The organism is Clostridium sp. AM42-4 (assembly GCF_003480105.1).
Lineage (GTDB): Bacteria > Bacillota > Clostridia > Lachnospirales > Lachnospiraceae > Brotaphodocola.
In genome coordinates, this window is sequence record NZ_QUIK01000003.1 from 135,139 (window position 1) to 159,352 (window position 24,214).

Sequence of the window (24,214 nt, forward strand, 5' to 3'; positions counted from 1 at the left end):
AAACAACATGGCATTGCAATTGATCTTAGGCGGAGCGGGTTCCGGGAAAACCACCCTTTTATATGACGAGCTGATCCGCCTGTCCATGGAGCACTCTAAGCAGCAGTTTTTTCTGATCGTGCCGGAGCAGTTTACCATGCAGACCCAGAAGGACATTGTAACCAGACATCCTTGCCATGGCACCATGAATATCGATATTGTCAGCTTTGCCCGGCTTGCATACCGGGTTTTTGAGGAGCTGGCAGTGGAAAATCTGGCAGTTCTGGATGACATGGGCAAGTCTATGGTGCTGCGCAAGGTGGCAGCTGCCCAGAAGCGCCAGCTCGTCCTGTTTGGCGGGCAATTAAATAAATCCGGCTTTGTCGGACAGTTAAAGTCGATGCTGTCGGAATTTTACCAGTACGGGATCACTCCTGAGGCTCTGCGGGAAATGGCTCCGGAGGCAAAATCACCGCTTTTAAGACAGAAGCTGGAGGATCTGGCCCTGGTAGAGCAGGGATTTCAGGAATATATTGAAGGACACTATATTACCACGGAGCAGGTGCTGGATGTGCTCTGCCGCCTGCTCCCAGAATCAAAGCTGATCAGAAACAGTGTGATCGCACTGGACGGTTATACAGGCTTTACCCCGGTCCAGTACCGGCTGGCGGAATTATTTCTTGTTTATGCAAAGAAGGTTTATGTGACGGTAACGGCAGATGCGCATGCAGGGGTTTATGGAAAGATGGGAATCCAGAACCTGTTTTATATGAGCCGCCAGGTAGTATTCCGTCTGTCGGAGCTTGCGGAGAAAAACCAGGTTCCAAAGCTGCCGGATGTTTTACTGACAGACCAGAAAAGCCGGCGCTTTGCAAAAAGCCCGGAGCTTGCCTGGCTGGAGCAGCATCTGTTCCGCTATGGGACAGAAAACAGATATAAGACAGATGGTCTCAGGCAAAACGAAGGAAAAGAAGCTGCTGGAGTGCAGCAAAAAGGAGACACTGGAATCCAGCAAAAAGAAAATCCAGAGAGACTGGAGGCAGGGAGCATTGCGTTCTGGCAGGCCTCCAATCCGTCGGGAGAGGTAAACCAGATCGTTCACCAGATCCAGAAGCTGGTGCAGGAAAAGGGTGTGCGTTACCGCGAGATCGCTGTGATCACCGGGGATCTTCCCGGATATGGAAAGGAAATCGTACACCAGTTTACCCAGAATGGGATCCCGCATTTCCTGGACGATAAGAAAAGCATTCTGGATAACAGTCTTGTGGAGCTGCTCCGCGCAGCACTGGAGGCTGTGCGCCAGGACTTTTCCTACGAGAGTGTGATGCGCTTTTTGCGGTCCGGACTGGTAAGCCTGGAGCGGGAGAAGCTGGACCGTCTGGAAAATTATATCCTTGCTATGGGAATCCGCGGCGGCAGACGGTACCGGGAGGTCTGGGAGAATACCTACCGTGGGGTAGGAGAGTTAAATATAACGGAGCTGAACCAGTTTAAAGACCAGGTGCTGGCTCCTTTGCTTGCGATGCAGGAGGCATTCCGCAGGGAGCACCTTACGATCGCGGACATGACTGCGGCTGTGCTGCAGCTTTTAAAGGACTGCCAGGCGGAAAAACGGTTAAGCAGCTATCAGGAGTATTTTGAAAAAACCGGGGAACACCGTCTGGCAAAGGAGTACAGCCAGGTATATGGACTTGTGACGGACATGCTGAAGCGGCTTTCTGATCTTCTGGGTGAAGAGTGCGTAAGCCGGAAGGAGTATCTGGAAATCCTGGATGCCGGCTTTGCAGAGCTGAAGGTGGGTGTGATCCCGGCAGTGGCAGACCGGGTTGTGGTGGGAGATATTACCCGGACACGCCTGGCACACATTAAGGTACTCTTTTTTGCCGGTGTTAATGACGGGATCGTACCATCCCGCGGGGAATCCGGAAGCCTGCTTTCGGACCGGGACCGGGAATTTTTGGGAGCCCACCATATGGAGCTGGCTCCGACTGCCAGGGAAGAAAGCTTCCAGCAGCGGTTTTACCTGTACCTGATGATGACAAAGCCATCGGACCGGCTCATTTTGTCGTGGTCCAGAACGGGGGCCGACGGAAAAAGCCGCAGGCCGTCTTTTCTGGTCGGGGAGCTTCGCGGCATGTTCCCGGATGCACCATTCGAAGACCAGGAAAGTGCGAACAGCCAGGAGATCTATTCCGTGACGGAGGCAAAGAGAAGGCTTGCAGATGGCCTGAATGCATACCGTGACGGAAGCACCAGTGAGCAGTTTCTGGAATTGTACCGCTGGTTTGCTTCCTCAGAAACCTATGCGGAAGCACTGCACCATTTTATGGATGCGGCCTTTTTCGTCTATAAGAAACAGGGAATTTCCCATGCAGTGGCCAATGCTTTATACGGAAATATCTTAAGTGGAAGCGTGACACGCCTGGAGCAGTATGCAGCCTGTGCATATGGCCATTTTCTCAAGTATGGTCTGGAGCTTTTAGAGCGGAAACGCTATGAGCTGGCATTTTCCGATATCGGAACGCTGTTCCACGAATCGATCGATCTATGCTTCCGCGAGGTAAAGGAGCGGGAATATGACTGGCATACCATGAGCGATGAGACACGGGATGCGCTGGTGGAAGAGTGCGTAGCTGCTGTCACGGGAAGCTATGGAAATACCATTTTAAAAAGCTCAGCAAGAAACGAGTATCTGACCCGCCGTGTCGGGCAGATCGCAAAACGTACGGTGTGGGCCCTGCAGCAGCAAATCCAGAAGGGCGATTTTGTACCGGCTGGGTTTGAGGTATCCTTTTCGTCGGCAGATAACCTTCAGGCGATGAAGATCGCGCTGTCAGACCAGGAGGCGCTGCATCTGCGCGGACGGATCGACCGCATGGATGTATGCGAGGATAGGGACAAGGTGTATGTTAAGATCATTGATTATAAATCAGGGAAAACCTCGTTCGACCTTCTGGCTCTTTATTATGGACTGCAGCTGCAGCTGGTTGTTTATATGGATGCGGTGACGGAGCTGGCGAAGAAGCAGTATCCGGAAAAGGATATTGTGCCGGCAGGAATTCTCTATTATAACATTGATGATCCGCTGGCAGACAAAAATGGAGAGCCGGATCAGGAGCAGATTGATGCGCAGATCCTAAAAAAGCTCTGCATGAACGGCCTGGTGAACAGTGAACTGGAGGCGGTGCGGCATCTGGACCATACCATTGAAAAGGAATCGGATGTGATCCCGGTTGTCTTAAAAGATGGTAAGGTGCAGGAAGCGAAATCTTCTGTGGCGGACCGGAAACGCTTTGAACGGCTGAGCCAGTTTGTCCACCGGAAGCTGAAGGAGGCGGGCCGGGAGATCCTGGATGGAGAGATCGGGGTAGAGCCTTACAAGAATGGGAAAAAAACAGCCTGTGATTACTGTCCGTACCATGCGGTGTGCGGGTTTGACCGGAAAATCTCCGGCTATGAATTTAACAGGTGGAAAAAGAAAAAAACAGAGGAGATCTGGGAGGAAATATGCAGGGAACAGCAGTAAACTGGACAAGGGAACAAAGCCAGGTCATTGAAAGCCGGGGGAAAAATCTTTTAGTCAGTGCAGCAGCCGGAAGCGGAAAGACAGCAGTGCTGGTAGAACGCATCATCCGTATGGTGACGGAAGGGGAAAATCCGCCGGGGATCGATGAGCTTCTGGTCATGACGTTCACCAATGCGGCAGCCGCAGAAATGCGGGAGCGGATCGCATCAGCGATTGAACAGAAGCTGAAGGAGCATCCGGAAAATGAGCATCTTCAGATGCAGGCTACGCTGGTCCATCATGCCCAGATCACGACGATCGACAGTTTTTGCCTGAATGTGATCCGGGAACATTTCAACCAGCTGGATCTGGACCCATCCTTCCGCATCGGGGATGAGGGAGAATTGCTTTTAATGCGGGCAGATGTCATGGAAGAACTTCTGGAAGCATTTTATGCTTCCGGTGACAGCCGCTTTGAGCGTTTTGTGGAGACCTTTGCCCAGGGAAAGACCGATGCAGGAATCGAAGACTATATTAGGCAGGTTTACGATTTTTCCCAGAGTAATCCCTATCCGGAGCAGTGGATCGAAGCCTGCAGAAATGAGCTTGCGGATGAGGAATCCGGAAGATGGATGGATTTTCTGATGGAGGATCTAAAGCGCCAGGTCATGGAATTAAAAGACCAGATGGAGGAGGCCAGGGACATCTGTCTGGAGGATGAATTTTTGTGTGCCTATGAGCCGGCATTTTCAGAAGATGTCCATATGCTAAAGGGCCTCGCAGAGGCAGAAGCTTTCCCGGCCTTCCATGAACGGCTTTTTGCTGCTGGCTTTGGGCGTCTTGCAACGGTGCGCAGCAAGGAGGCAGATCCGGAGAAAAAGGCTTATGTGACCGGCTGCAGGAACCGTGTAAAGGAAGCAGTCAAGGAAATGAAGAAAATGTACTGTTTTGATTCTGTGGAGTCTATGTTTGCGGATCTTTGCGGTACCAGGGAAGCAATTGGCATGCTGCTTGATCTGGCAGAGGACTTTGCAAGGCGGTTTCAGGAAAAAAAACGGGATAAAAACCTGGTAGATTTTAACGATCTGGAACATGAGGCCTTAAAGGTCCTGATCTGCAGGGAGGATGGAAAAACGGTTTATACCGATGCAGCCGATGAGCTGAGCATGCAGTACCGGGAGGTGCTGGTCGATGAATACCAGGACAGTAATCTGGTGCAGGAAGAGCTGTTAAGAGCTGTTTCGAGGGAACGCTTTGGTCAGCACAACGTGTTTATGGTAGGTGATGTGAAGCAGAGTATTTACCGCTTCCGCCTTGCGAGACCGGAGCTCTTTTTGGAAAAATATACGGCGTATCCGCTGGAACCGGAGACAGATGGTCCAGACCAGAAGATTGAGCTTCACCAGAATTTCCGAAGCCGCGATTCGGTTCTTATGGGGATCAATGACATCTTCTACCGGATCATGACGGAAAACATGGGAAATATCCGTTATACAAAGGAAGCGGCATTAAATCCCGGAGCGGTTTTTGCTGAGCCGCCGGCCGGGAGCCATACTGGCGGGATCCCGGAGCTTCTTATGGTCGATACAGGGGCAAAGGCCCTTGAAGACCTGGATGAAGATGCAGCTGATTACACTGCAAAGGAGCTGGAGGCGAAGTTGATCGCATCCAGGATCCGGAGACTGACAGATCCGGACCAGGGCCTTCTGGTATGGGATAAAAAGCTCTCTGGGACTGGCGGCTACCGCACGGCGCAGTACCGGGACATCGTGATCCTGCTGCGCAGCACGGGGGAATGGACAGAGACTCTTTTACAGGTCCTGATGAATGCAGGAATCCCGGCTTATGCGGAGTCACGTATGGGGTATTTTAATACGCTGGAGGTGGAAACAGTTCTTGCTATGCTGGCGGTGATCGACAACCCCATGCAGGATATTCCGCTGGCGGCAGTACTCAGATCCCCGGTGGTTGGAATGAGTGATAAGGAGCTTGCCGGGATGATGGCTGCTTACCGCAGCCAGGCTGACAAAGGACAGGACCGCGGTATCTATGCGGCGGCCATGTGCTGGGAAGGCCTGAAGGGCTTTTTTGAAAGGCTGGAGCGCTTCCGCCTGCTGGCCTCTTATCTGCCGATCCATGAGCTCATCTACCGCCTCTATGAGGAGACTGGGTATTATGATTATGTATCTGCGATGCCAGCCGGGGCTACCAGACGGGCAAATCTGGATATGCTGGTAGAAAAAGCGGCAGCTTATGAAAAAACCAGCTATAAGGGATTGTTCCACTTTATCCGCTACATCGATAACCTGAAAAAGTACAATTCTGATTTCGGGGAGGCTTCTGTTGTGGGCGAGGAAGATAACACGGTACGCATCATGAGCATCCATAAAAGTAAGGGCCTGGAATTCCCGGTTGTTTTTCTTGCGGGAATGGGAAAGAAATTTAACAAACAGGATGTGCATGGAAAAGTCCTGATCGATCCGGAGCTTGGCATTGCGACAGATTATCTGGATGTGGAGCACCGTGTGAAAACCTCTACGCTCAAGAAAAATGTCCTGCGCAGAAAAATGGAACTGGACAGCATGGGAGAGGAGCTAAGGGTCCTCTATGTTGCGATGACCCGCGCCAAGGAACAGCTGATCATGACGGGGACTGATAAAAGTCTTCAGAGGACGCTGGAAAAATACAGCCAGGTCCCGCTTGTGGATGGACAGATCCCTTACACGATCCTTTCCGAAGCGGCATCGTATCTGGACTGGATTCTGATGTGCACGGGAAAAACAGGAAACGGTCTCCGGGTCCTGGTGGATGAGGTCCCGCTGGCAGATTTTATCGGGGAAGAACTGGAGCAGCAGGTTTTGAAAAAAAGTGCTAAGGAACAGCTTTTAAAGCTTGATCTGGACCAAACATATGATGCAGAATTTGCAGAACGTCTGGGGCAGCATCTTGGCTTTGCATATCCCCATGCTGCAGATGTGACACTGCATGTGAAAATGTCGGTCTCAGAACTAAAAAAGATGGGCCAGCTGACCGATGAGGAGGAAGCAGAGCAGCCCTTTGCACCGGTGCTTACCTGGACGGAGGAGGACAGCGGAGAAGACCAGGCGGCAGAGCCTGAGCCACAATCCGATGGTGCCACAAGGGGAACGGCGTACCACCGTGCGCTGGAGCTTCTGCCATTTGACCAGATCCATAGCCAGGAGGATGTGGAGTACTGGCTGGAGCAGTTTGTAGCAGAAAAACAGTATACGCAGGAAAATAAAAATCTGGTCGATACCGGCATGATCTGGGAATTTCTGCAGTCCGGGATGGGAAAACGTATGGCGAAGGCCCAGGCAGCAGGAATGCTTCACAAGGAGCAGCAGTTTGTTATGGGAGTGCCGGCCAGGGAGGTTGGCCCGGTGGACAGTGGAGAGCTGGTGGTGATCCAGGGTATCATCGATGCTTATTTTGAGGAAGACGGAGAGCTGGTCCTGGTCGATTATAAGACGGATAAGACCAGAAGCAGCCGCATCCTTCTGGAGCATTACAAACGCCAGCTGGATTATTATGAGCGCGCCTTAAGCCAGATGACAGGTAAGAAGGTCCGGGAAAAGTGGATTTATTCCCTGACCCTCCAGCGGGCTATCCCATGCTGAAAATGAGAGAGGTTTTCTGAAAAAAATATTCCAAAACCGCTGCTGGATACGCACGCGTGTGCAGCAACAGCAAAATCTGAATTGCATAATTTGTAAAAAAGTGGTAGCATTCTAAGGATGCGGCTTTTGGCGCCGGAGCTGATCCGGGCGAAAGCTGCTTTAGATTGAAAGGAATGTGAGGAAAACGTATTATGATGAAAGACCTGACAGAAGGAAAACCGCAAAGCCTGTTATGGCGCTTTACCATTCCCATGTTTATCAGTGTGATCTTCCAGCAGCTGTATAACATTGCAGACAGCGTCATTGCCGGCCGGTTTGCCGGGGAAGATGCATTGGCAGCAGTGGGTGCTTCCTATCCTATCACCATGATCTTTATGGCAATTGCAGTTGGAAGCAATATCGGCTGTTCCGTAGTCATATCCCAGTTCTTTGGGGCGAAACGGTATGAGCAGATGAAAACCTCGGTCTATACGACCCTGATCTCAGCTTCAGTGCTGTCGGTCGTACTGACCGTATTTGGACTTTTCGGAAGCCGGGCGCTGATGCGCATGATCCAGACACCGGAAAATATATTCAGTCTGGGTGATCTTTATTTAAGAATCTATATCGGTGGTTTTGTGTTCCTGTTTTTGTATAATGTGGCAACCGGTATTTTTACCTCTCTGGGAGATTCCAAAACACCGTTGTATTTCCTGATCGGATCTTCGCTTGGAAATATTTTCCTGGACTACTGGTTTGTGGCGGGGCTGCACTGGGGTGTAGCCGGTGTGGCATGGGCAACCTTTATAGCCCAGGGAATTGCCTGTGTTCTGGCCTTATTCACTATGGCAGGACGCTTAAAACAGATAAAAACAGAGAAAAGGGCTGCTTATTTTTCCATGGATATGCTGAAGCGGATCGCACGAATCGCGATTCCAAGCATCCTGCAGCAGAGCTTTGTATCCATCGGAAATATTTTTGTGCAGGGACTGATCAACTCCTTCGGCTCCTCTGTCATTGCCGGGTATTCTGCAGCAATCAAGCTGAATACCTTTACGATCACCAGCTTTACAACGCTTGGAAACGGAATCTCCAGCTTCACGGCACAGAACATCGGAGCCGGAAAGGTGGACCGTGTAAAGCAGGGAATGCGTGGTGGTGTCAGAATGGGACTTCTTCTGGCGGTGCCGTTCATTGTGGCATTTTTCGGCTTTGGACGTCTGATGATGTCTCTGTTCATGCAGGAGGAAAGTGCTGTGGCCATGGAGACCGGTATCCAGTTTTTGCGCATTGTATCACCGTTTTACCTGGTGATCGCCTTAAAGCTGGCATCCGACGGAATGCTTCGCGGTGCCGGGGCCATGAAGGAATTTATGCTGGCAACCTTTTCTGATCTGATCCTCAGGGTAGTGCTTTCTTTTGTGTTTGCATCTTTTTTGGGTGTGACCGGAGTCTGGCTGTCCTGGCCGTTTGGCTGGAGCGTTGGAAGCATCTTATCCCTGTGGTGCAACCGTAATGTGACAAAGCGGCTGGAAAAAAACTTTGCAGGCGCATGAGGCAGTAAATGTTGTGAAAGGTAACTGCGAAGGAACCGGACAGTTACGTGAAAGGAATAAATTCATGAAAAAAAAGAAACAGCAGGGAAGCTGCGAAAGCTGTATGTATTATGAGTATGATGAAGACTACGAGTGCTATGTGTGCGAGGTAAATCTCGACGAGGATGAGATGGCACGTTTCATGGAGGATAAATTCTATGACTGCCCCTATTACCGTCTGGGAGACGAGTACATGATTGTGCGCAAGCAGATGTAATGCGTTTGTGCAGCGCGTGAATCGTAACCTTGCTGCAGCTGTGAAGGTATGGAAGCGTTACAGGATATATATGGAGGGGACAGACGATGAAAAACAAAAATTTCTGGATATTGCTTTTGCTGCTTTTAGCAGGGATCGTGCTCGGTGGTTTTCTCGGGGAAGCAACGAAGACGATCAGCCTGTTATCCTGGTTGAATTTTGGACAATCCTTTGGGCTGGATACCCCACTGGTTTTAAATCTCGGGCTTCTGGTCATTACCTTTGGCCTGACGATCCGCATTACGATGGCAAGTATCATCGGTGTGGCGGTTGCACTTTTGATCTACCGTTATTTATAAAGATTCAGGTCCTGCATTGCAGGAATCAGAAATAGAGATACAGGTTTTTGGAGGGAAATAGGAGAAGAATGATGGAACAGACAGCGAAAAAAAGGGGAAAAACCTATGAAATGGACATGTGCAACGGACCGCTTTTCCCAAAGATCATAGCTTTTGCGGTACCACTGATCCTTTCTGGTATCTTACAGCTGTTGTTTAATGCCGCTGATATCATTGTGGTCGGGCATTTTGCGGGCAGGGAATCACTTGCTGCAGTTGGATCTACCACAGCGCTGATCAACCTGATGATCAACGTGTTTGTGGGCTTGTCGATCGGTGCGAATGTTCTGGTGGCCCAGTATTCCGGTGCCCAGAAGCACAAGGATCTGGAGGAAACCGTACACACGGCGATGATGATCGCACTGGCAGGCGGGATATTGCTGATCTTTATCGGCGTATGCTTTTCAGGGCCAATGCTGACACTGATGGGAACGCCGGATGACGTATTGCCGCTGGCTGCCCTGTATTTGAAAATCTATTTCATTGGCATGCCGGCCACGCTGACCTACAACTTTGGCAGTGCGATCTTAAGGGCGGTGGGAGACACCAAAAGGCCGCTCTATTTTCTGCTTTTTGCAGGTGCGGTGAATGTGGTGCTGAATCTGTTTTTTGTCATTGCCCTGTCTATGGGAGTTGCTGGTGTTGCGACGGCAACGGTTGTATCTGAGTGCATTTCCGCTGTGCTGATCGTGCGCTGCCTAGCTCATTCGGATTCCTCTTACCGTCTTTGCCGGGAGAAGCTGAGACTGACAGAGTCGAAGGTAAAGCTGATCTTAAAGATCGGCCTGCCGGCTGGATTCCAGGGCGCGATCTTCTCCGTATCGAATGTGCTTATCCAGTCCTCTATTAACTCGTTCGGTTCCATCGCCATGGCGGGAAGCACGGCTTCTGCAAACGTGGAGGGCTTTGTATACAATGCGATGAATGCGGTATACCAGACTGCATTAAGTTTTACCAGCCAGAACTACGGAGCTGGGAAGATGAAGCGGGTTACCAGAATCCTTTTGTATTGCCTTGGGGTAGTCATTGTGGTAGGCGTGGTCATGGGCGGCGGTGCCGTGCTGACCGGACCAAAGCTTTTACAGATCTATTCCTCCGATCCAGAGGTAATTTCCTACGGGATGATGCGAATGCGGATCATCAACGGAACGTATTTTCTGTGCGGCATCATGGATACCATGGTAGGCGGATTAAGAGGCCTTGGATATTCTGTCGTGCCGATGCTGGTGTCCCTGACTGGCGCCTGCCTCTTCCGTGTAATCTGGATCTTTACGGTTTTTGCGATGCATCGGACACTGACCACGCTTTATATTTCTTATCCGGTCACCTGGGTCATTACCTTTACGGCACATATCATCTGTTATATTGTGATCCGGAAAAGGATAGCGGCTAAGAGAAACAAAGCATCATGAAATATACAAAGCAATGAAAAAAGGTCTCATGCATAAATGCGTGGGACCTTTTTCCATTGCCTGACGGGAAGCTGCCAGTGGCGCATCCACGGATTTTCACGTCATGGTTCATGCGCTGCGTAAACAATTCATCTGTTTTTATACTGTGGAATATGCAGCCAGGCGGAAGCCTTGCAAAACAAAGCATGAAGAATGGCCGCACCGACACAGACTGTGAGCAGGTAGAGCAGATTAGCGGGCATAATGCCGATGTACAGGGCGATTTCATGAAACACCGGCTGGGTGCTTGGGTAGTAGGGTGAGATATAAAACATATCGGCCTGTCCATGACCGGGAGCCAGAATGTTGATCAGGAAAGCGGCCGCACAGCTTAGAAAGAAAAGTGGAAGTGTGCGGAGATAGCCCTTCCGGCTCAGGTCGGAACGGCCGCCACAGAAAACAAACAGGCCGATGCATACTAAAAGCATATGCCATACATAGCCGTGCAGGGTCAGCGTCCAGTGGATACCGCGAAAACCATCTGACACGATCAGGGCAGCCAGACCGCCGAGCAGGTTGAAGTCCTGCAAAAAGGTATAGACCGCTGTCTTTTTGGGCCCGGGTTTAAAGGCAGGAAGTAAAAGACACAGATACATGGGCAGGCTGCAGAGCTGGAAAGGAAAAAAACACCAGTCATAGTGCCCATGGTCAATGATAAAATATAAAAAGCATTGCTTGTAGAGCTCTGTCAAAAGCAGGAACAGACCACAAAAAAAGAGAATCCGGTCATAAGTCTTGTCTGAAAGGGCGCGAAAATGATAGAATGGGTTCATGATCGTTTGTAATAGAATGATGTTAGGGTTAACGGTTACCGATTGAAGTGCACGTAGTGCCAATAATCCAGTACCATAGTATAGCACGGGAAGAGGAAAAGAACAAGGACGGTTGAAAAATCTGGGAGTGGAACAAAAACAGAAAATGAAACAAAATCAATGGATAGAACGAAAACAACAGACAGAACAACAGATAAAACACGGGCATCAGGCGGAGCAAAAACAACAAAGAAAAGCGCCGTTTGTGGAATACTGGGATCCGGAAAAACACAGTTTTGCGAGAGCGGAGAGCCTTTTGGAGGCACTTGGTTTTGCAGATTGGCACAGTCTGCCGCGTGTGGTCTCCCTGGTTGGAGCTGGCGGAAAGACCAGCACGATGTATGATCTGGCCGGGGAATTGGCAGACAGGGGCGCCAGAGTGCTGGTCACGACCAGTACCCATATTTTTAAGCCGGACCAATATGAAACAGTAGTACTTCCAAGACTGTCCGGGCTTTTTGGGCAGGATAAACCGGACCGGCAAAAATACAGGCTGGAGGAAGGACGAATCCTTGCCGCCGGAAAGCGGACGGAAAAAGAAGGAGGAGAGGGGAAGCTTTGCATGCCGGAGGATCTGGGAGAAGAGACGGTGATGGAAATGCTGCTTTCCCGGTTCGATGTGATCCTGATCGAAGCAGATGGTTCTAAATGTCTGCCAGTGAAGGTGCCTTCCTCTGCGGAGCCGGTACTGATCCCGCAGACCGGCCTGGTCGTGGCATGTGCAGGGCTGACGGCGCTGGGCGAAACGTTTGAAAGCAGCTGCTTTCGCTTTTCAACGCATGGTCCGTGGCTGAAACGGAACGCGTCAGACCGGATAGAGCCGGAAGATCTTGCACTGATCCTGATGGATGAGCGGGGAAGCCGGAAGGGAGCAGGGGGCCGGTATTACCGGATCATTCTGAACCAGGCAGATACAGAAAGAGAACGAAGGCTTTCTGAAATGGTTGTACATGCACTTCCGGAAAAGCTGCAGCAGGCCTGCGTCCGGACAACGAGGGAGACATGCTCTGCAGGAGAAGATAAAGCTGCGGTAAAATAAGGGTAGCACAGAGCAAAAAGATAAAATGGAGGGGAACAAAATCAGATGGAAACAAAGAAAACAGAAAAAATAATGGAAGCTTCCAGAAATACGGGGAGGGTCCTGGTCAAGGGCTCCGGTGACCTCGCCAGCGGCATTGCGCTGCGCCTTTACCGTGCCGGATTCCAGATCCTTATGACGGAAATCGCAGTGCCGACAACGGTGCGGCGCACAGTCGCATTTTCCCCGGCCGTGTATCTGGGACGGATGCAGGTGGAGGATGTCACCGGAGTACTGTGTGATTCGGTGAAAATGGCAGAAAAAGAAATCGGGAATGGAAATATCGCAGTCATGGTAGATGAGCATGCAGACTGCATCCGGGAGTTTCAGCCGGATGTGCTGGTCGATGCCATCCTGGCAAAGCGAAATCTTGGAACGCACATGGCAGATGCACCGCTAGTGATTGGCGTGGGTCCTGGCTTTACGGCCGGAGAAGATTGCCACTGCGTCGTAGAGACGAAGCGCGGGCACTACCTGGGACGGTGCATCTGGTCTGGCAGTGCCATCCACAATACCGGGATTCCTGGCCTGATCGGCGGATACGGGCTGGAGCGTCTGATCAAGGCACCGGCAGACGGAACATTCCGTGGATGCGTCGAAATTGGCGCACAAGTGAAGGCTGGAGACATTGTCGGATATGTGGATGAAACACCGGTAAAGGTTCAGATCGACGGTGTGGTACGAGGATTATTGCAGGACGGAGTGAACGTGACGACCGGTATGAAATCTGGCGATGTCGATCCGCGGTGTGAAGTGAAGCATTGTTTTACGGTATCGGACAAAGCTTCATCGATCGGAGGCGGTGTGCTGGAGGCAATTTTGAACCATCGGTACCAGCCTTATGCGCATATGCCGGTTGCCATGGTGCTGCTTGCCGCAGGAGACAGCCGGAGATTTGGGGATGGAGATAACAAGCTTCTTATCATGGTGGGAGATAAACCGATGTACCGTCATGTGGCAGACGAGGTAAATATGGTCATGCCAGACTGTTTTGCAAAGAAAATCGTAGTCAGCCAGTATGATGAAATTTTACAAGATCTGAAACAGGATGGGTTTGAGGCAGTGAAAAATACCGAAAGCATTCTTGGAATTTCGCATTCCATCCATCTTGCGCTGGAGCAGATTCCGGAACATTATGCAGTCTGTTTCTCGGTCTGCGACCAGCCGTGGCTGACAGGGGAAACGATAAAGGGGCTGGTATCCGCGTTTCGCAAAAACAGAAAAGGCATTGCCTGTGTGACGTGGCAAGAACAAGATGGAAATCCGGTCTTGTTTGCACCGGAGTACCGGAAGGAATTGTTAAAGTTGACGGGAGATGTGGGCGGTAAGAGGGTCCTTCTGGCCCATCCGGAAGACGTGATCCGCTACCCGGCAAATAACAGCCGGGAACTGGCAGATGTTGACGAGAAATCCCAGCTTTGTTATAATCAAGAACGATTGAGTTGAAACCATAAGGAAGGAATAGAGAATGATTAAATTAGAACGTACCAGCGTCATGAATTTGGAAAATGCCATGCGTGGGGCACGCAATCCCATGAACAGCTGGGACCGGATGGACAGCTTCTATGACGAAGACGGAAATTATGTGCTTGGCCCGAATGATCTGGGCTTGGCAAAGCGTCTGCGCCGTGCCGGAAGCGACCATCGCAAATATATCCGCCAGGTGTTCGTTTCGGTCGATATTACGGCACCGATGTACTGGTGGAAAGAGTACGATACTTATAAAGTGGCCACAGTAGCAAACTCGACCAGCACCATGCATAAGATCCACAGCAAGCCATTCGAACTGGACGATTTCAGCCACGATCATCTGACACCGGAGAGTGAAGCCTATATGCAGACCATCGTGGATCATCTGGAAACCATCCGTTTAAAGTATGTGGAAACAAAGGACAAGGTGTACTGGTATGATATGATCCAGCTTCTGCCGTCCAGCTATAACCAGATGCGGACCTGCACTTTAAACTATGAGACACTGATCAACATTTATTTTGCCAGAAAGAACCATAAACTGGATGAATGGCACACCTTCTGTGACTGGATCAGGACACTGCCTTACGCAAAAGAACTGATCCTGGCAGAGGAAGAGGAGGATTAAGTGAAACTGATTGCAGCGGTAGATAAAAACTGGGCGATCGGAAATAAGGGACAGCTCCTTGTATCGATTCCCCAGGACCAGAAAATGTTCCGGGACCAGACACTCGGAAAGGTCATCGTGATGGGGCGCAAAACCCTGGAAAGCCTGCCTGGCGGACAGCCGCTTTATGGCCGGACCAACATTGTGCTGAGCACAGACCCGGCATATCAGGTAAAAGGGGCAACGGTCTGTCATAGCCTTGAGGAAGTGCAGGACCTGCTTACATCGTATCATTCTGACGATGTTTATATCATCGGCGGAGAAAGCATTTACCGTCAGTTCCTGCCTTTTTGCGAGGAAGCGCAGATCACCTGGATTGACTTTGCTTATGCAGCAGACACGCACTTCCCGAACTTAGATCAGGATAATTCGTGGGAACTGGCAGAGGAGAGCGACGAACAGACATATTTTGACCTTTGTTACGAATATCGACTGTACAAAAGGAAATAAATCTGTATAATATATGTTATGTTATTAACAATAATGTATTGCTATTCAAAACCAGACGTGCTAAAATACTTTTAGCACGTCTGAAAATAAGTTATATTCATGGATGGCATACAGAATTTGCAGATTGCAAAACAGGAGGAAGGAAATGTATAAGATTTTAAAAGCAGAAAAGCTTGCGGAGAAGATTTTCCTGATGGATGTGGAAGCTCCGAGAGTGGCAAGATCCTGTCAGCCGGGAGAATTTGTCATTGTAAAAATGGATGAGAAGGGAGAGCGTATCCCGCTTACCATTTGCGATTTCGACCGCGAGAAGGGCACCGTTACCATCGTGTTCCAGATCGTAGGTGCATCTACCTTAAAAATGTCTGAGTTAAAAGCAGGCGATGCATTCCAGGACTTTGTCGGACCGCTTGGTCAGCCGTCTGAGTTTGTCAAGGAAGATTTGGAAGAGGTAAAGAAACGCAAATACTTATTCGTTGCAGGCGGCGTTGGTACCGCACCGGTTTATCCGCAGGTAAAGTGGATGAAGCAGCACGGCATCGATGTCGATGTAATCGTAGGCGCAAAGAACAAAGATCTTCTGATCCTGGAAGACATGATGAAGGAGCAGGCTGGAAATCTTTACATTACCACCGATGACGGTTCCTATGTGCGCAAGGGCATGGTAACCGAAGTGATCAAAGACCTGGTAGAGAACCAGGGCAAACAGTACGATGTATGCGTAGCCATCGGACCGATGATCATGATGAAATTTGTATGCAAACTGACTAAAGAGCTGAATATCCCGACCATCGTCAGCATGAACCCGATCATGGTAGACGGAACCGGTATGTGCGGAGCATGCCGCTTAACCGTAGGCGATGAGGTGAAGTTCGCATGTGTAGACGGACCGGAGTTTGACGGTCATCTCGTGAACTTTGACGAGGCGATGAAGCGTCAGCAGATGTACAAGACCGAAGAGGGCAGAGCGATGTTAAAGGCTGTCGAGGGCGACACCCATCATGGCGGCTGCGGACAGTGCAACGGCTAATAGAAAAACGCTGAAAGCCGGAATAAGATACTGTTCACGCGTTGCGCAAACAGTGACGGAAAAAGTCTGCAAACAGCTGCGGACAGGCCAAAGCAGATTCGGATTCATTAGGCAAGGCAGCAAAAAGCTGTCTGCGATCGGAGGATAAGAAATGGACGTATTAAAGAAAACTCCTGTCAGAGAGCAGGACGCAAAAGTGCGCGCTACCAACTTTGAGGAAGTGTGCTATGGATATAACAAAGAAGAGGCGATGGAAGAAGCTTCCAGATGCTTAAAGTGTAAGAACAACGCAAAGTGCATGGGTGGTTGCCCGGTTTCCATCAACATTCCTGGATTCATCAAGGAAGTGGAGGCTGGAAACTTTGAGGCTGCAGCAAATGTTATTGCAGAGTCTTCCGCACTTCCGGCAGTCTGCGGCCGTGTATGCCCGCAGGAAAGCCAGTGTGAGGGACAGTGCATCCGCGGCATCAAGGGCGAGCCGATTTCCATCGGTAAGCTGGAGCGTTTCGTGGCAGACTGGTCCAGAGAGAATGGCTTCGTTCCGAAAGCATCTGACGTAAAGAACGGCAAGAAGGTTGCAGTTGTCGGCTCCGGCCCTGCAGGCCTGACCTGTGCAGGTGACCTGGCAAAGCTTGGCTACGATGTCACCATCTTCGAGGCACTTCATGAGCCGGGCGGAGTACTGACCTACGGTATCCCGGAGTTCCGTCTCCCGAAAGAAACCGTTGTCCGCTCTGAGATCGAAAACGTAAAGAAGCTGGGCGTTAAGATCGAGACTGACGTCATTATCGGTAAGTCCGTTACTATTGACGAACTGATGGACGAAGAGGGCTTTGAGGCAGTCTTCATCGGTTCCGGTGCAGGTCTTCCGAAGTTCATGGGTATCCCGGGCGAGAACGCAAACGGCGTATTCTCTGCAAATGAGTACTTAACCAGAAATAACCTCATGAAAGCATTCCGTGAGGATTACGATACCCCGATCGTTGCAGGCAAGAAGGTAGCCGTTGTCGGCGGCGGAAACGTAGCCATGGATGCTGCAAGAACCGCACTGCGTCTCGGCGCTGAGGTACATATCGTATACCGCCGCAGCGAGGCAGAGCTTCCGGCGCGTGTAGAGGAAGTACACCACGCAAAAGAAGAGGGCGTTATTTTTGACCTGCTGACCAACCCGGTAGAGATCCTGACCGATGAAAACGACTGGGTTAAGGGCATCAAGGTTGTGAAGATGGAGCTTGGCGAGCCGGATGCATCCGGAAGACGCCGCCCGGTAGAAATTCCGGGTTCTGAGTACGTGATGGATGTAGACACCGTCATCATGTCTCTTGGCACCTCCCCGAACCCACTCATTTCCTCCACCACCGAGGGACTTGAGATCAATAAGCGCAAATGTATCGTGGCTGAAGCTGCAAACGGACAGACCTCCCGCGAGGGCGTGTTCGCAGGCGGCGATGCCGTAACCGGTGCAGCAACCGTAATCCTGGCAATGGAAGCAGGAAAGCACGGTGCAAAGGGCATTCACGAGTACTTAAGCAATAAATAAAAATAACAAAATAATAGACAAAATGCTAAAAAAGGAGCAGGTGGCACAAATCTTTGTGCCACCTGCTCTTAAATTTCTACAAAAAAATACTGGACTATTTGTCTCTTTTATGAGAAAATAACATCAAGTATGGTGTGATGTTTTTGACAATCTCATATCGTTGCCGGGTACAGGGCAATGCAGATTTTCGGAAGCATCATTTAGCACGTACTTTCAGGACATTACATAGTTGAAAGGAGTTTTAACATGATTTATTCACATGAAGTAGAAGAGATGTGCACAGTTGCACAGGGCGTTCATCATGGCGCTGCTCCGATCCCGGAAGAAGCAAAATGGGTACAGTCCAAACAGGTTTCCGACATTTCCGGTTTGACCCATGGTGTGGGCTGGTGTGCTCCGCAGCAGGGTGCCTGCAAGCTGACCCTGAACGTAAAAGAGGGTATTATCCAGGAGGCTCTGGTAGAGACCATCGGATGCTCCGGTATGACCCACTCCGCTGCAATGGCAGCTGAGATTCTTCCTGGCTTAACTGTTCTGGAAGCTCTGAACACCGACCTGGTATGTGACGCAATCAACACCGCTATGAGAGAGCTGTTCTTACAGATCGCATACGGCAGAACCCAGAGTGCATTCTCTGAGGACGGTCTGCCGATCGGCGCTGGCCTGGAGGACTTAGGTAAGGGTCTTCGTTCCCAGGTTGGTACCATGTACGGAACCTTAAAGAAAGGTCCTCGTTACCTGGAGATGGCTGAGGGCTATGTAACCGGTATCGCTCTGGATGCAGACGATCAGATCATTGGTTATCAGTTCGTAAGCCTTGGCAAGATGACTGACTTCATCAAGAAGGGTGATGATCCGAACACCGCTTGGGAGAAGGCAAAAGGTCAGTATGGCCGTGTTGCTGATGCAGTTAAGATCATCGACCCGAGACAGGCGTAAAGAAGGAGGACTATAATCATGGCATTATTTGAATCATATGAGAGACGTATCAAACAGATCAATGAAGCATTAAACAGCTATGGCATCGCTTCCATTGAAGAGGCAGAGAAGATCACCAAAGACGCAGGTCTTGACGTATACAAAATGATCGAGGGCATTCAGCCGATCTGCTTCGAGAACGCAAAATGGGCTTACACCGTAGGCGCAGCAATCGCAATCAAAAAAGGCTGCAGAAAAGCATCTGAGGCAGCAGCAGCAATCGGCGAGGGCCTTCAGGCATTCTGTATCCCGGGTTCCGTTGCAGATACCCGTAAAGTAGGTCTTGGACATGGTAATCTGGGCAAGATGCTTCTGGAAGAGGAGACCGAGTGCTTCGCATTCCTGGCAGGCCACGAGTCCTTCGCAGCAGCAGAGGGCGCAATCGGTATCGCTGAGAAAGCAAACAAAGTTCGTCAGAAACCGCTTCGCGTTATCTTAAACGGTCTTGGAAAAGACGCAGCTCAGATCATCGCACGTATCAACGGCTTCACCTACATCGAGACTGAGTACAACCCATACACCAACGAGGTTAAGGAAGTATTCCGTAAATCCTACTCCGAAGGCCTTCGTGCAAAAGTAAACTGCTACGGCGCAAACAGCGTTCCGGAAGGCGTTGCAATCATGTGGAAAGAGAACGTAGACGTTTCCATCACCGGTAACTCTACCAACCCGACCCGTTTCCAGCATCCGGTAGCAGGTACCTACAAGAAGGAGAGACTGGAAGCAGGCAAGAAGTACTTCTCCGTAGCTTCTGGTGGTGGTACCGGACGTACCCTGCATCCGGACAACATGGCAGCAGGCCCGGCTTCCTACGGTATGACTGATACCCTTGGCCGTATGCATTCCGATGCACAGTTCGCAGGTTCTTCTTCCGTGCCTGCTCACGTTGAGATGATGGGTCTGATCGGCGCTGGTAACAACCCGATGGTCGGCATGACCGTTGCAGTTGCAGTTGCCATCGAGGAAGCAGCTACCGCTGGTAAATTCTAATTGAAAATGGCTTAAAATAAAGCGAAAAGGGACTTTCAGAGATTGCTCTGAAAGTCCCTTTTTTTAACGCGCTTCAGTTACAGTAAATCATTGATTTTAATTGTCAGTCCCGGATAGATTCCGACCGGAATATCCTGTGTAAAGGAGTAGATCACTGGTGCTGCATCTTCTTCGTAATGGTAAACAGTAACGCGTTCTTTTGCTGGATCGACAATCCAGTATTCCCGGACGCCTGCGTCGGAATAGAGTGTATTTTTTCGGTTATAATCCATTTTCCGACTTGATGGAGATACAATTTCGAAAACCAAATCCGGAGCTCCGGAACATCCACGATCAGTCAGCTTATTTGAATCACAGATTACAGAGACATCCGGTTCTACCCAATCTTTGTCATCAGCATCGAGGTTGACAGCAAATGGAGCAGGATAGACTTCGCAAGAGCCGTGGTGATCTGAAATGTATTGATCAATGGCAGAAGTCAATTTAGAGACCAGCCTCTGATGAATTCGGCTTGGTGGTGCCATATCGTAGAATTTTCCATTGATCAACTCCGCACGTTCGCCCTCTGGCAGATTCCAGTAATCTTCTGCGGTGTAGTAGTCTTTTAATAGCGGCATAAAAACATTTCCTTTCTGCAATAATATTGCTCTTCAAAATTTTCATATGAAGATTAGCGATGGATAGTTTTACGCTTTATAAGCTAATTATCAATAGATCGATCCCTCTGGATGAGAAATTCTGAAGAAAATTTTTTTATGAGGGTTTACTGGTCAAGGCGTTTGTAATAAATCTGCAATAGTAATGCTTAAATCGGGATAAATACCTACAGCAATAGGGGTATCAAAAGGATAGAATATAGGTGTAGCGTCTTCGTCGTAACAGTAGACTAAAGTGCTTTTTCTCATAGGGTCTACAATCCAGTATTCTTTTACTCCGGCATCTAAGTATAAAGCATTCTTTTTGATATAATCTATTTTACGGCTAGATGGAGATACAATCTCGATGATCAGATCTGGAGCACCAATGCAACTGCGTTCTGTGAGCTTGTCTCTGTTGCATACGACCATAACATCCGGCTCAACCCAGTTTTTATCATTGGCGTCGAGATTAACTGCAAATGGAGCTGTAAGAGCACGGCATGAGCCACCCTTGGATTTTATATAATTACGAAATGTAGATGCAAGTTCAATGGATAAAGTTTGATGCGTAAGACTTGGCGGTGCCATATTGTAGAATTTTCCATCAATTAGCTCTGCACGTTCACCCTCTGACAGATTCCAGTAATCTTCTGCGGTGTAGTGGTCTTTCAATAATGGCATAAAAACACTTCCTTTCTGCAATAGTATAGTTCTTTAAAATATTTCTATATTCTCTTTTCTGATGTAATCATCTGTATCTATAAATAATGCTACCATAAAAATGAAAAGAAGACAACGAGACATTGAGCAATATGATTAAGGTGATCAGGGCGGCGTCAGCGCAAAAACGAATGTCAGGAAAGGTCATGCGTCCTACCGCCACAAAGGCGGATATGGAAGAGCTATGCGCTACACGGCGCATGACCAGAGAAATGTTGACCATCTGGAGGAGCAATAAGAAGGGCTGGTCAATGGCGACTGCTAATGAAGCTGGCTTTACAGCACTACCTGTGCGCCGCAATCACCATACCAGTCAAAAGCTTTAATATCACCCCTGCCGACACGACTGAACCGCAAAGAAGAAATACCTTATTGATAAGTCCGGACGCAGTGCAGATTCCGAGACTAAACCGTTTCCGGTGAGGGTAAAAAAGCTGTTCTCCTTTGTGGTTTAGCAGATCCAGGGCCAGATGGGATAGAAATGCGGCTCCAAAGTAAGGTACCAGCATTGGAAGAAATACGGCTACGGAACTGGAAAGGAGTCCGCCTGCCAGAAATGAATGCATAAAAGAACGGTGCGGTGTTTTCTTTCCATAGGCGCATATGGAAAGAAATGCAGCACATGCTAAGATGATGCGGCTGACAGAGCTGTTGCTCATAAGCTTCTGATAGAGACCGATATGCCAGTGCGCTTCGACAGCAGCAATTCCGATCACGATTGTTTCTGCTGCAAATATAATCTTGTCTGCTCTGCGGCTGCTTTCCGAGGAACTGCAGTCGATATCACTGATTACGGAACCGATTGCCGCTGCCCCGGCTCCAAAAATCAGTTCTGGTAATGTATTTGGTTGAAAAAGCAGCATGGATGCGGCAACTCCAACTGCCATATGTGTTTTTCCTAACATGGTTTTCTCTTCCTTTGTGTGATTGTGTCTCATCTTGTTTTGTCTTACCTGGCTGTCATATTTTTCTGCCGGAAAGGAAAACTATCGGAGTTTTATTAAAAATTCAGGAACTTACAGTATATCACAGAAAAGAAAATTTTCAAGGGAATCATCGTGATACTTTGCTGAGTGTATATTGCCGGAAAACATAAGTTTTAGAGAGATTGTTCGTGCATTGCGCAAACAGGTGATCTTATAGTTGTACAGCGTATCCTTGAAATCTCTTGAAATCCCCCGTATTCAATAGTATAATTATCATGATTGACAGAAAATTATCGGCTGAAGATCAGTATAATGTATTGAAGGAGGAATCATGATGATTACCTGGAACAACCTGGACACTCTTACTTCCTATCAGGAGCTGGAAAAAGCATCCCGCGTAAACCTTGCGGAGGCTATGACCGGAGATAACGGCGCAGAGCGCGTGAAAAAATACAGCGTGCCGATGGCAAAGGGACTTGTTTACCACTACGCAGCAAAGCAGGTCGATGACAATGTACTGGAGGCATTAAAGAAGCTGGCTGCAGAGGCTCAGCTGGCAGAGAAATTTAAAGCTCTTTACAATGGTGAGGTGATCAATACCGGTGAGAAGCGTCTGGTACTGCATCACATGACCCGCGGACAGCTTGGTGACGCAGTCACTGCAGATGGTGTGGACAAGCGTACCTTCTACAAAGAGCAGCAGGAGCGCATTGCTGAGTTTGCAAACAAGGTTCACAGCGGTGAGATCACCAATGCGGCAGGAGAAAAGTTTACCACGGTTGTTCAGATCGGTATCGGAGGAAGTGACCTTGGACCGAGAGCAATGTATCTGGCGCTGGAAAACTGGGCAAAGAAGAATGGCACATTTAAGATGGAAGCAAAATTCATCAGCAATGTAGACCCGGATGATGCAGCAGCAGTTCTGCATGGAATCGATGTCGCACATTCTATTTTCGTACTGGTTTCCAAGTCTGGCACAACCCTTGAGACCCTGACGAATGAGTCTTTCGTAAAGGACGCATTAAAGAATGCAGGTCTGGATGCATCGAAGCATATGATCGCAGTAACCAGTGAGACCTCCCCACTTGCGAAGAGCAGCGATTATCTGGCTGCATTCTTCATGGATGATTATATTGGCGGCCGTTATTCCTCTACCTCCGCAGTTGGCGGTGCAGTTCTCTCCCTGGCTTTCGGACCGGAGGTGTTTGCACAGTTTTTAGAGGGTGCAGCAGAGGCAGACAAACTGGCAACAGAGACCGATGTAACGAAGAATGCAGCAATGTTAGACGCACTGATCGGTGTATACGAGCGCAACGTGCTTGGCTATCCGTGTACCGCAGTGCTTCCGTACTCCCAGGCACTGAGCCGCTTCCCGGCACATCTGCAGCAGCTTGACATGGAGTCCAATGGTAAGTCCGTAAACCGTTTTGGCGAGCCGGTGAACTATGTGACCGGACCGGTAATCTTTGGTGAGCCTGGAACCAATGGCCAGCATTCCTTCTACCAGCTGCTGCATCAGGGAACTGACATTGTTCCGCTGCAGTTCGTTGGCTTTAAGAAAAACCAGATGGAGACTGATGTTGTCATTCAGGGCAGCACCAGTCAGCAGAAGCTTTGTGCAAACGTGGCAGCACAGATCATGGCATTTGCATGCGGCAAGGCCGATGAAAACCGCAATAAAAACTTTGAGGGCGGACGTCCATCGAGCATCATCATTGGTGAGCAGGTAAATCCGGGTGCTCTTGGCGCACTGCTTGCACACTTCGAGAATAAGGTAATGTTCCAGGGCTTTTTATGGAATGTAAACAGTTTTGACCAGGAGGGCGTACAGCTTGGTAAGGTCCTTGCAAAACGTGTTCTGGCTCATGAAACCGATGGAGCATTGAAGGCATTCAGTGATCTGTTAGAAATTTAAGGATTGTTTTGAAAAAAGTTGCTGTTGGCACCGTGCGTGAACAGGAACAAAATCTCAGATACAACGATAGGATAAATAAAAGTTTGTTTATCATGGAGAAGTAACAGATGCTGCTGCAGCAGGCATGACCTGGGCAGCAGCATTTTTCGACAAACGGTAGCAAGGATTCTCCTATTCTCTATAAATAGTGAGATGAATTACAAACAGAAACAAACCACAGTCAGTCTCCGTGAAATTACTGACTATGCATTGCAACAAA

At 49.4% G+C, this 24,214-nt stretch carries 19 protein-coding genes; 15 read left to right on the forward strand and 4 right to left on the reverse strand.

The window, feature by feature from the left end:
* Window positions 1–7 precede the first annotated feature (7 nt).
* The 6 genes from addB to DW922_RS03450 all read left to right on the forward strand — a co-directional run bounded on the left by addB (window position 8) and on the right by DW922_RS03450 (window position 10,702).
* Complete coding sequence (gene addB, locus DW922_RS03425; protein WP_118725790.1) at window positions 8–3,505, forward strand: helicase-exonuclease AddAB subunit AddB; 3,498 nt, start codon at window positions 8–10, stop codon at window positions 3,503–3,505.
* Entirely contained in the window at window positions 3,487–7,122 is a 3,636-nt protein-coding gene (addA, locus tag DW922_RS03430; protein ID WP_118725791.1) for a helicase-exonuclease AddAB subunit AddA, read from the forward strand. The genes addB and addA overlap by 19 nt, the downstream gene beginning before the upstream one ends.
* Window positions 7,123–7,313: 191 nt before the next feature.
* A complete protein-coding gene (locus DW922_RS03435) occupies window positions 7,314–8,657 on the forward strand; it encodes an MATE family efflux transporter (protein ID WP_118725792.1) in 1,344 nt (447 codons plus the stop codon).
* Between the two features lie 64 nt (window positions 8,658–8,721).
* A complete protein-coding gene (locus tag DW922_RS03440) occupies window positions 8,722–8,913 on the forward strand; it encodes a DUF6472 family protein (protein ID WP_118543430.1) in 192 nt (63 codons plus the stop codon).
* Between the two features lie 86 nt (window positions 8,914–8,999).
* Window positions 9,000–9,251, forward strand: coding sequence for a DUF4321 domain-containing protein (locus DW922_RS03445; RefSeq protein ID WP_118718401.1), 252 nt, complete (start codon window positions 9,000–9,002; stop codon window positions 9,249–9,251).
* 68 nt (window positions 9,252–9,319) lie between these two features.
* Window positions 9,320–10,702, forward strand: coding sequence for an MATE family efflux transporter (locus DW922_RS03450; RefSeq protein WP_243032000.1), 1,383 nt, complete (start codon window positions 9,320–9,322; stop codon window positions 10,700–10,702).
* 128 nt (window positions 10,703–10,830) lie between these two features.
* Here DW922_RS03450 and DW922_RS18375 read toward each other — a convergent pair whose 3' ends face one another.
* Window positions 10,831–11,271 (reverse strand): hypothetical protein, encoded by a 441-nt coding sequence (locus DW922_RS18375; RefSeq protein ID WP_347560254.1) that lies wholly within the window; start codon window positions 11,269–11,271, stop codon window positions 10,831–10,833.
* A 487-nt stretch (window positions 11,272–11,758) separates the two neighbouring features.
* On the opposite strand from DW922_RS18375, the gene yqeC reads away from it, so the two are divergent.
* From yqeC to DW922_RS03495, 8 genes are all read left to right on the forward strand, one after another.
* On the forward strand, window positions 11,759–12,592 hold the full coding sequence (gene yqeC, locus DW922_RS03460) for a selenium cofactor biosynthesis protein YqeC (protein ID WP_195714991.1): 834 nt from the start codon (window positions 11,759–11,761) through the stop codon (window positions 12,590–12,592).
* 45 nt (window positions 12,593–12,637) lie between these two features.
* Entirely contained in the window at window positions 12,638–14,077 is a 1,440-nt protein-coding gene (yqeB, locus tag DW922_RS17555; protein ID WP_195714992.1) for a selenium-dependent molybdenum cofactor biosynthesis protein YqeB, read from the forward strand.
* A 22-nt stretch (window positions 14,078–14,099) separates the two neighbouring features.
* A complete protein-coding gene (locus tag DW922_RS03470) occupies window positions 14,100–14,729 on the forward strand; it encodes a hypothetical protein (RefSeq protein WP_118725795.1) in 630 nt (209 codons plus the stop codon).
* Window positions 14,730–15,218 (forward strand): dihydrofolate reductase, encoded by a 489-nt coding sequence (locus DW922_RS03475; protein ID WP_118725796.1) that lies wholly within the window; start codon window positions 14,730–14,732, stop codon window positions 15,216–15,218.
* A 145-nt stretch (window positions 15,219–15,363) separates the two neighbouring features.
* Complete coding sequence (locus DW922_RS03480) at window positions 15,364–16,248, forward strand: sulfide/dihydroorotate dehydrogenase-like FAD/NAD-binding protein (RefSeq protein WP_118543437.1); 885 nt, start codon at window positions 15,364–15,366, stop codon at window positions 16,246–16,248.
* Window positions 16,249–16,399: 151 nt separating this feature from the next.
* Window positions 16,400–17,788: an NADPH-dependent glutamate synthase gene (gene gltA / locus DW922_RS03485; protein WP_118543439.1), complete on the forward strand. Its 1,389-nt coding sequence runs from the start codon at window positions 16,400–16,402 to the stop codon at window positions 17,786–17,788.
* A 246-nt stretch (window positions 17,789–18,034) separates the two neighbouring features.
* Window positions 18,035–18,727 carry a hypothetical protein gene (locus DW922_RS03490; RefSeq protein WP_118530060.1) on the forward strand — a complete coding sequence of 231 codons (693 nt, stop codon included), beginning with the start codon at window positions 18,035–18,037 and terminating at the stop codon, window positions 18,725–18,727.
* Window positions 18,728–18,745: 18 nt separating this feature from the next.
* Window positions 18,746–19,756 carry a GGGtGRT protein gene (locus tag DW922_RS03495; protein WP_118707229.1) on the forward strand — a complete coding sequence of 337 codons (1,011 nt, stop codon included), beginning with the start codon at window positions 18,746–18,748 and terminating at the stop codon, window positions 19,754–19,756.
* Window positions 19,757–19,833: 77 nt separating this feature from the next.
* Here the strand turns inward: DW922_RS03495 and DW922_RS03500 are convergent, their stop codons facing one another.
* The 3 genes from DW922_RS03500 to DW922_RS03510 all read right to left on the reverse strand — a co-directional run bounded on the left by DW922_RS03500 (window position 19,834) and on the right by DW922_RS03510 (window position 22,019).
* Window positions 19,834–20,373, reverse strand: coding sequence for a Uma2 family endonuclease (locus DW922_RS03500; RefSeq protein WP_118725797.1), 540 nt, complete (start codon window positions 20,371–20,373; stop codon window positions 19,834–19,836).
* Between the two features lie 153 nt (window positions 20,374–20,526).
* Window positions 20,527–21,075 carry a Uma2 family endonuclease gene (locus tag DW922_RS03505; RefSeq protein WP_118725798.1) on the reverse strand — a complete coding sequence of 183 codons (549 nt, stop codon included), beginning with the start codon at window positions 21,073–21,075 and terminating at the stop codon, window positions 20,527–20,529.
* Between the two features lie 323 nt (window positions 21,076–21,398).
* Window positions 21,399–22,019, reverse strand: coding sequence for a metal-dependent hydrolase (locus DW922_RS03510; RefSeq protein ID WP_195714993.1), 621 nt, complete (start codon window positions 22,017–22,019; stop codon window positions 21,399–21,401).
* Between the two features lie 352 nt (window positions 22,020–22,371).
* On the opposite strand from DW922_RS03510, the gene DW922_RS03515 reads away from it, so the two are divergent.
* On the forward strand, window positions 22,372–23,955 hold the full coding sequence (locus DW922_RS03515; protein ID WP_347560255.1) for a glucose-6-phosphate isomerase: 1,584 nt from the start codon (window positions 22,372–22,374) through the stop codon (window positions 23,953–23,955).
* The last annotated feature ends 259 nt before the right edge of the window (window positions 23,956–24,214 follow it).